The organism is Pseudorhodobacter sp. (assembly GCF_030452865.1).
Classification (GTDB): Bacteria; Pseudomonadota; Alphaproteobacteria; order Rhodobacterales; family Rhodobacteraceae; genus Pseudorhodobacter.
The window spans coordinates 1-6,546 of sequence record NZ_JAKDLJ010000197.1 but is presented as its reverse complement, the minus strand read 5'-3'; the positions used below and the strand labels follow the sequence as shown (position 1 = coordinate 6,546).

Genomic DNA, 6,546 nt, shown 5'->3' with positions numbered 1-6,546 from the left:
GGATATGTCTCCTGCGTGACGGATTGTCCCTTCGATGGTGCGGTCGCGCCGTCGGCGGTGGCGAAAACCGTGGCGGCGCTGCGTGATCTCGGTTGCCGGGAGGTCAGCCTTGGCGACACTATCGGACGCGGCACGCCGGAACGGATTGATGCGATGCTGGCAGCGGTGCTGGAGGTGTTGCCAGCGGAGCGGTTGGCTGGGCATTACCATGACACCAACGGACGGGCGCTGGACAATATCGGCGTCTCGCTGGCGCGAGGATTGCGGGTGTTTGATGCTGCGGTTGGCGGGCTTGGTGGTTGCCCCTATGCCCCGGGTTCGGCGGGCAATGTCGCAACCGAACGTGTCGACGCCTATTTGGTGCAGAATGGGTATTCGACAGGGCTGGATGCGGATGTGCTGGCGATGGGTGCCAGCCTCGCCCATGCAATGCTGGCGGCCTGAAGGGGTTGTTATATGCGTTTTGACACGATCACCGTTGCCATTGATCCGCGCGGCGTGGCGCGACTGACGCTGAACCGTCCGGAGAAACGCAACGCGATGTCGGCGCAGATGATCGCCGAACTGACAGCGGCGGCGGGCCAATTGGGCGCGGATGTGACAGTGCGCGTGGTCGTATTGGCGGCAGAAGGCGACAGCTTTTGCGCAGGCGGTGATCTGGCGTGGATGCGCGACCAGATGGAAGCTGATGCCGCGACGCGTGCCGATGGTGCGCGCAAACTCGCGATGATGTTGGCGGCGCTCAACAATCTGCCAAAACCGTTGATTGGCCGGGTGCAGGGGCAGGCTTACGGCGGCGGTGTCGGGCTGATGTCGGTCTGTGATGTGGCAATCGGTGTCTTAGGCGCACGCTTTGGCCTGACGGAAACCCGGCTTGGCCTTATCCCCGCGACCATCGGCCCCTATGTGGTGGCGCGGATGGGGGAGGCGATGGCGCGACGGGTGTTCTTTTCCGCCCGTCTGTTTGATGCCGACGAAGCCGTTCGCCTTGGCCTGCTGGCCCATGTGGTTGCCCCCGATGATCTTGAAACGGCAGTGGAGGCGGAGGTCATGCCATACCTCGCCTGCGCGCCGGGGGCGGTGGCCGAGGCGAAGGCGCTGATCCGAATGCTGTCGCCGATGCCCGATACCGCACAGATCGAGGCGAGCATCACGGCGCTTGTGACCCGATGGGAAAGCGATGAGACCGCAGAAGGCATTGCTGCGTTCTTTGCCAAAACCAAACCCGGATGGGTGCGGCAATAAGCTGATTCCGCCATATAATTTACCTTTTTGGTAGGTTATTCAGCGCGGCGTTTTGCCCCTGAATTCTTACGACCTTCGGTTGACCCCGGCAGGGGGGCAGAGTAAACGAAGCCAAGGGGTTCGCTGCCGGATACGGTCGCGGGCCTGCAAGCTGCCAGCGTAAGGAGCATCTTCGTGGACCATCTTCTCCGGGAATATCTGCCGATCCTTATCTTTCTGGCCATCGCAATCGGCCTTGGGCTGGTTCTGATTCTGGCCGCTGTCGTATTGGCCGTGCGCAACCCGGACCCGGAAAAAGTGTCGGCTTACGAATGTGGCTTCAACGCCTTCGATGACGCCCGGATGAAGTTTGACGTGCGGTTTTACCTCGTGGCGATCCTGTTCATCATCTTCGATCTGGAAGTGGCGTTCCTTTTCCCCTGGGCGGTGGCCTTCGGTGAAATTTCGATGGCAGCTTTCTGGTCGATGATGGTGTTTCTTGCCGTTTTGACGGTTGGCTTTGCTTATGAATGGAAGAAAGGGGCGCTGGAATGGGAGTGATGGCTGGCGGCAACACCGCGGGGGCTGATCTTGAGGTTTCGACCCAGGCCCTGAACCATGAATTGCAGGACAAGGGGTTCTTGCTGACCTCGACTGAGGATATCATCAACTGGGCGCGCACCGGGTCGCTGCACTGGATGACATTCGGGCTGGCTTGCTGCGCGATCGAAATGATGCATGTCGCGATGCCGCGCTACGATGCCGAACGCTTCGGCTTTGCGCCCCGTGCCTCTCCGCGCCAGTCGGATGTGATGATCGTGGCGGGGACATTGACCAACAAGATGGCCCCGGCGCTGCGCAAGGTTTACGACCAGATGCCAGAACCGCGCTATGTGATCTCGATGGGGTCATGTGCCAATGGCGGCGGCTATTACCACTACAGTTATTCGGTGGTGCGCGGCTGCGACCGCATTGTGCCGGTGGATATCTATGTGCCGGGTTGCCCGCCCACGGCAGAGGCGCTGCTGTATGGTATCCTGCAACTGCAACGCAAAATCCGCCGCACCGGCACCTTGGTCCGCTAAGAGGGGAATGATCATGACCGTCGCGCTGCAAGAGCTTGCCGCCCTTCTGGAACTGCGCCGCCCGGATGCCGTTGTCTCCACCAGCATTGTGTTGGGGGAGTTGACAGTGGAGGTGCAGCCACGCTTTCTGCTCGGTTTGGTGGAGTTTCTGAAAAACGATCCCAATGCGCAGTTTTCGACGCTGGTGGACATTACGGCGGTGGATTACCCGGAACGTGCGGCGCGCTATGACGTGGTGTATCACTTCCTGTCGATGTATCAAAACACCCGCATCCGGCTGAAACTGGCAGTCCGCGCGGATGAGATGGTGGCCTCGATCACCCCGGTCCATCCTTCCGCCAATTGGTTTGAGCGGGAGGTTTTCGATATGTTTGGCATCCTGTTTACCGGCCATCCGGACTTGCGCCGCATCCTGACCGATTACGGATTTCGCGGCCACCCTTTGCGCAAGGATTTCCCGACAACGGGATATACCGAAGTGCGCTATGACGAGGTGGAAAAGCGCGTGGTTTACGAACCGGTGACGCTTGTGCAGGAATACCGCCAGTTTGATTTCATGAGCCCGTGGGAAGGTGCGCAATATGTGCTGCCGGGCGATGACAAGGCCAAGGGTTGATCGCGTGACCAAGGCACCAACCATTCTTTTCTGTGTGGGGGCAACCAAAGCGGGCACGAGCTGGCTTTACGATTACCTTGCGCATCATCCGGGGTGCCACATGCGCTCCATCAAGGAGTTGCACTATTTCGACACGCTGGAGACAGGCGCATTTCGTCAGCAATTGGCCGTTCACCGCCGCTTTGCCGCACGCCTGCGTCAGCGTTTGCTGACCGCCACTGGCGATGGCTTGCGCCGGGCGACCGACAAAATGCAAGATGTGCTGGAATGGCAGGAGGTGTTGCAGGAAAAGGCGGAAAACGCCCCACGCTACCTGTCTTACCTGACCCAAGGCCGCAGCGATGAGGCGCTGGTTGCCGATATAACGCCCTCCTATGCCTTGTTGCCGGTCGCGCGGTTGCGGGCAATGGCTGCGCTGTCGCCTGATACGCGCTTCATCTACCTGATGCGCGACCCGATCGCGCGGCTTTGGAGCCATGTGCGGATGCTCGGCCGCCGCGCAGGTGTCGCGGGGGAGGCGTTTGCGAAATCCTGTTCCGATACGCTGGAGCAAGTGTTGAACGGGGCGCAAAGCAGCATGACGGAACGCGGCGATTATGCGGGCGCGCTGGCACGGCTGAATGCGGCGATTGCACCGGGCAAGCTGCTGGTGATGTTCATGGAGGAGATGCTGACGCCTAACGGGCTGGCGCGGCTCTGTGCCTTTCTGGGCATTGATTGTCAGCCAGCGAATTTCGACCAACCGGTGCATGTCGGCCCGGCTCTGGCAATGACCCTAGACCAAACACAGCGCGCGCGTGCCCTGTTGCACCCGCAATATGATTACATCGCCCGCCATTACCCGGATATTCCGGAAAATTGGCGCAGGAACATGGGTGAGGCCGCAAAATGATGGATGGCAATTTTGACGACGCGCTGACGGGCGAGCAGAAGATCCGCAACTTCAACCTTAACTTCGGCCCGCAACACCCTGCTGCGCATGGTGTTTTACGCCTTGTGCTGGAGCTGGACGGCGAGATTGTGGAGCGGTGTGACCCGCATATCGGGTTGCTGCATCGTGGCACCGAAAAGCTGATGGAAAGCCGCACCTATCTGCAAAACCTGCCTTATTTCGACCGGCTGGATTATGTGGCCCCGATGAATCAGGAACATGCCTGGTGTCTGGCAATAGAAAAACTTACCGGAACCGTGGTGCCCCGTCGGGGTCAGTTGATCCGGGTGTTGTTCTGCGAGATTGGCCGGGTGCTGAATCACCTGCTGAACGTCACCACACAAGCGATGGATTGTGGCGCGCTGACGCCGCCGCTCTGGGGGTTTGAGGAACGCGAAAAGCTGATGGTGTTTTATGAGCGGGCCTGCGGCGCGCGTCTGCACGCCGCGTATTTCCGCCCCGGTGGCGTGCATCAGGACCTTCCGCCCGACCTGATCGAAGATATTGACGCCTGGGCCGTGGCGTTCCCGCAGGTGCTGGTCGATATCGAACTTTTGCTGACGGAAAACCGGATTTTCAAGCAGCGCAATGCCGATATCGGCGTCGTGACGGAGCAGGAGATTCTGGAATGGGGATTTTCCGGCGTGATGGTGCGCGGGTCGGGCCTTGCATGGGATCTGCGGCGTTCGCAACCCTATGAATGTTATGACGAATTCGACTTCAAGATTCCGGTGGGCAAGAACGGCGATTGCTTTGATCGTTATCTTTGCCGGATGCAGGAAATGCGCGAGTCGACCTCGATCATCCGGCAAGCACTAGAAAAACTGCGCAAGGAGCCGGGCGAAGTGATGGCGCGCGGCAAGCTGTCGCCGCCGAAACGGACGGATATGAAAACCTCGATGGAGGCGCTGATCCACCACTTCAAACTTTACACCGAAGGTTTCCACGTCCCGGCGGGTGAGGTTTATGCCGCGGTGGAGGCACCCAAGGGCGAGTTTGGCGTTTATCTGGTGGCAGATGGCACGAACAAGCCCTACCGCGCCAAGATCCGCGCGCCGGGTTTCCTGCATTTGCAGGCGATGGACCATATTTCCAAGGGTCATCTTCTGGCGGATGTGGCTGCCATCATCGGAAGTCTTGATGTCGTGTTCGGGGAGATTGACAGATGAACCGTCGCATCGCGCTGTTGACTGCGATTGCCATCCCTTGCGCAATGCCCGCGCTGGCGGGCTATGTCGACAAACTCGCGCCGACCTCGCCGGTCTATCAGGCGGCAGAACAGGTGGCCAAGGATGGCTGCACCATAACTGCTGCCGACTGGACCGCGCTTGTGGTGTCACTCGATGGTACGGATAGCGATGGTATCTTTCATCTGAGCAAGATGAATGACGCCGGTGATGTCGAAATTGACAGTGCCACCCAGAGTTTCACGCTGAAAGGGGTTTTCGGATGCTGAACCGTGCCAAAACCCGCAGTGATCTGAACGCCCCAGCCGGCGGCCGCAACGCCGCCCGCATGAACGGAGTCGCCTGATGCTACGCCGCCTTTCCAAAGAACAACCCAGCGATTTCGCCTTCACACCGGCCAATCAGGCCTGGGCCGAAGGTCAGATCGCCAAATATCCGGAGGGGCGGCAAGCCTCTGCCATCATCTCGCTTTTGTGGCGGGCGCAGGAACAAACAGGGTGGCTGACCCGTCCGGCGATCGAGCATATCGCTGACAAGCTGGGAATGCCCTATATCCGGGCGCTGGAAGTGGCGACATTCTACTTCATGTTTCAGCTGCATCCGGTTGGTCGCATTGCAAATATCCAGATTTGCGGCACCACCTCCTGCATGATTTGCGGGGCGGAGGATCTGGTTGCAGTGTGCAAGGAACTGATCCATGAAAAACCGCATATGATCTCGGCCGATGGCAATTTTTCCTGGGAAGAGGTGGAATGTCTCGGAGCCTGTTCCAACGCGCCGATGGCCCAGATCGGCAAGGATTACTACGAAGATCTGACGCCTGCGATCCTGCGCGATCTGATCGCGCGGTTTGCCAAGGGTGAGGTTCCGGTGCCGGGGCCGCAGAACGGACGCTATTCCTCGGAACCCCTTGGCGGTTTGACCAGTTTGAAAGACCATGAGGCGGGGCGCAAGCCGCACAATGCCAGCGCACAGGCGGCGGTGGATATCGGTGACACGATTAAGCGGATTGACGGAACCGAGGTGCCGCTGCTGACGCCTTGGATCGCCAAGGATGCCACCAAGACTGCGAAGGCTGCCAAGATTCCGGCGGTGGAAGTGGCAACGCCCCCCACCAAACCGGCGGGCGATGCACCAAAAGACGTGGCGGTAGCGGTGATCGCGAAAAAACCCGCTGCACCGAAAGTCGCGATTCAGGCCGGGGCCAAGAACGTGACACCTGATGCTCAACCCTCAGTTGCCGGCACCAAACCAAAAGGTTTGAAAGCGGCGCGTGGCGGCAATCCTGATGATCTGAAACAAATCAAGGGCATCGGGCCAAAGCTGGAAAAACTTTGCAACAGCCTTGGCTTTTTCCACTTTGACCAGATTGCCGGTTGGACTGCGGACGAAATCGCATGGGTCGATGAGAATCTGGCTGGGTTCAAGGGTCGCGTCACCCGCGATACCTGGGTTGAACAGGCAAAAATCCTTGCGGCGGGTGGGACGACCGAGTTTTCCAAG

8 protein-coding genes and 1 pseudogene are annotated in these 6,546 nt (G+C 59.4%); all 9 read left to right on the top strand.

The window, feature by feature from the left end; genetic code table 11:
- A pseudogene (locus tag L0H65_RS12055) lies at nucleotides 1–444 on the top strand (hydroxymethylglutaryl-CoA lyase); the annotation flags it as partial.
- 12 nt (nucleotides 445–456) lie between these two features.
- Nucleotides 457–1,245, top strand: coding sequence for a crotonase/enoyl-CoA hydratase family protein (locus tag L0H65_RS12050; protein ID WP_301459298.1), 789 nt, complete (start codon nucleotides 457–459; stop codon nucleotides 1,243–1,245).
- 174 nt (nucleotides 1,246–1,419) lie between these two features.
- The gene (locus tag L0H65_RS12045; protein ID WP_301459297.1) at nucleotides 1,420–1,785 is read left to right on the top strand and encodes an NADH-quinone oxidoreductase subunit A; all 366 of its coding nucleotides are present in this window, start codon (nucleotides 1,420–1,422) and stop codon (nucleotides 1,783–1,785) included.
- Nucleotides 1,776–2,309 carry an NADH-quinone oxidoreductase subunit B family protein gene (locus tag L0H65_RS12040; protein ID WP_301459296.1) on the top strand — a complete coding sequence of 178 codons (534 nt, stop codon included), beginning with the start codon at nucleotides 1,776–1,778 and terminating at the stop codon, nucleotides 2,307–2,309. The genes L0H65_RS12045 and L0H65_RS12040 overlap by 10 nt, the downstream gene beginning before the upstream one ends.
- A 13-nt stretch (nucleotides 2,310–2,322) precedes the next feature.
- The gene (locus tag L0H65_RS12035; RefSeq protein ID WP_301459295.1) at nucleotides 2,323–2,925 is read left to right on the top strand and encodes an NADH-quinone oxidoreductase subunit C; all 603 of its coding nucleotides are present in this window, start codon (nucleotides 2,323–2,325) and stop codon (nucleotides 2,923–2,925) included.
- Between the two features lie 4 nt (nucleotides 2,926–2,929).
- Entirely contained in the window at nucleotides 2,930–3,817 is an 888-nt protein-coding gene (locus L0H65_RS12030) for a sulfotransferase (protein WP_301459294.1), read from the top strand.
- Nucleotides 3,817–5,025 carry an NADH-quinone oxidoreductase subunit D gene (locus tag L0H65_RS12025; protein WP_301459299.1) on the top strand — a complete coding sequence of 403 codons (1,209 nt, stop codon included), beginning with the start codon at nucleotides 3,817–3,819 and terminating at the stop codon, nucleotides 5,023–5,025. The genes L0H65_RS12030 and L0H65_RS12025 overlap by 1 nt, the downstream gene beginning before the upstream one ends.
- Nucleotides 5,022–5,312, top strand: a complete 291-nt coding sequence (locus L0H65_RS12020) for a hypothetical protein (RefSeq protein WP_301459293.1) — start codon at nucleotides 5,022–5,024, stop codon at nucleotides 5,310–5,312. The genes L0H65_RS12025 and L0H65_RS12020 overlap by 4 nt, the downstream gene beginning before the upstream one ends.
- Before the next feature lie 76 nt (nucleotides 5,313–5,388).
- Nucleotides 5,389–6,546: NADH-quinone oxidoreductase subunit E (locus L0H65_RS12015; protein WP_301459292.1), on the top strand; the 1,158-nt coding region annotated here is incomplete at its 3' end.

Coding starts and splice junctions, on each gene's coding strand:
- L0H65_RS12050 (WP_301459298.1), top strand. CDS start 457: ATGCGTTTTGACACGATCACCGTTGCCATTGATCCGCGCGGCGTGGCG.
- L0H65_RS12040 (WP_301459296.1), top strand. CDS start 1,776: ATGGGAGTGATGGCTGGCGGCAACACCGCGGGGGCTGATCTTGAGGTT.
- L0H65_RS12035 (WP_301459295.1), top strand. CDS start 2,323: ATGACCGTCGCGCTGCAAGAGCTTGCCGCCCTTCTGGAACTGCGCCGC.
- L0H65_RS12025 (WP_301459299.1), top strand. CDS start 3,817: ATGGATGGCAATTTTGACGACGCGCTGACGGGCGAGCAGAAGATCCGC.
- L0H65_RS12020 (WP_301459293.1), top strand. CDS start 5,022: ATGAACCGTCGCATCGCGCTGTTGACTGCGATTGCCATCCCTTGCGCA.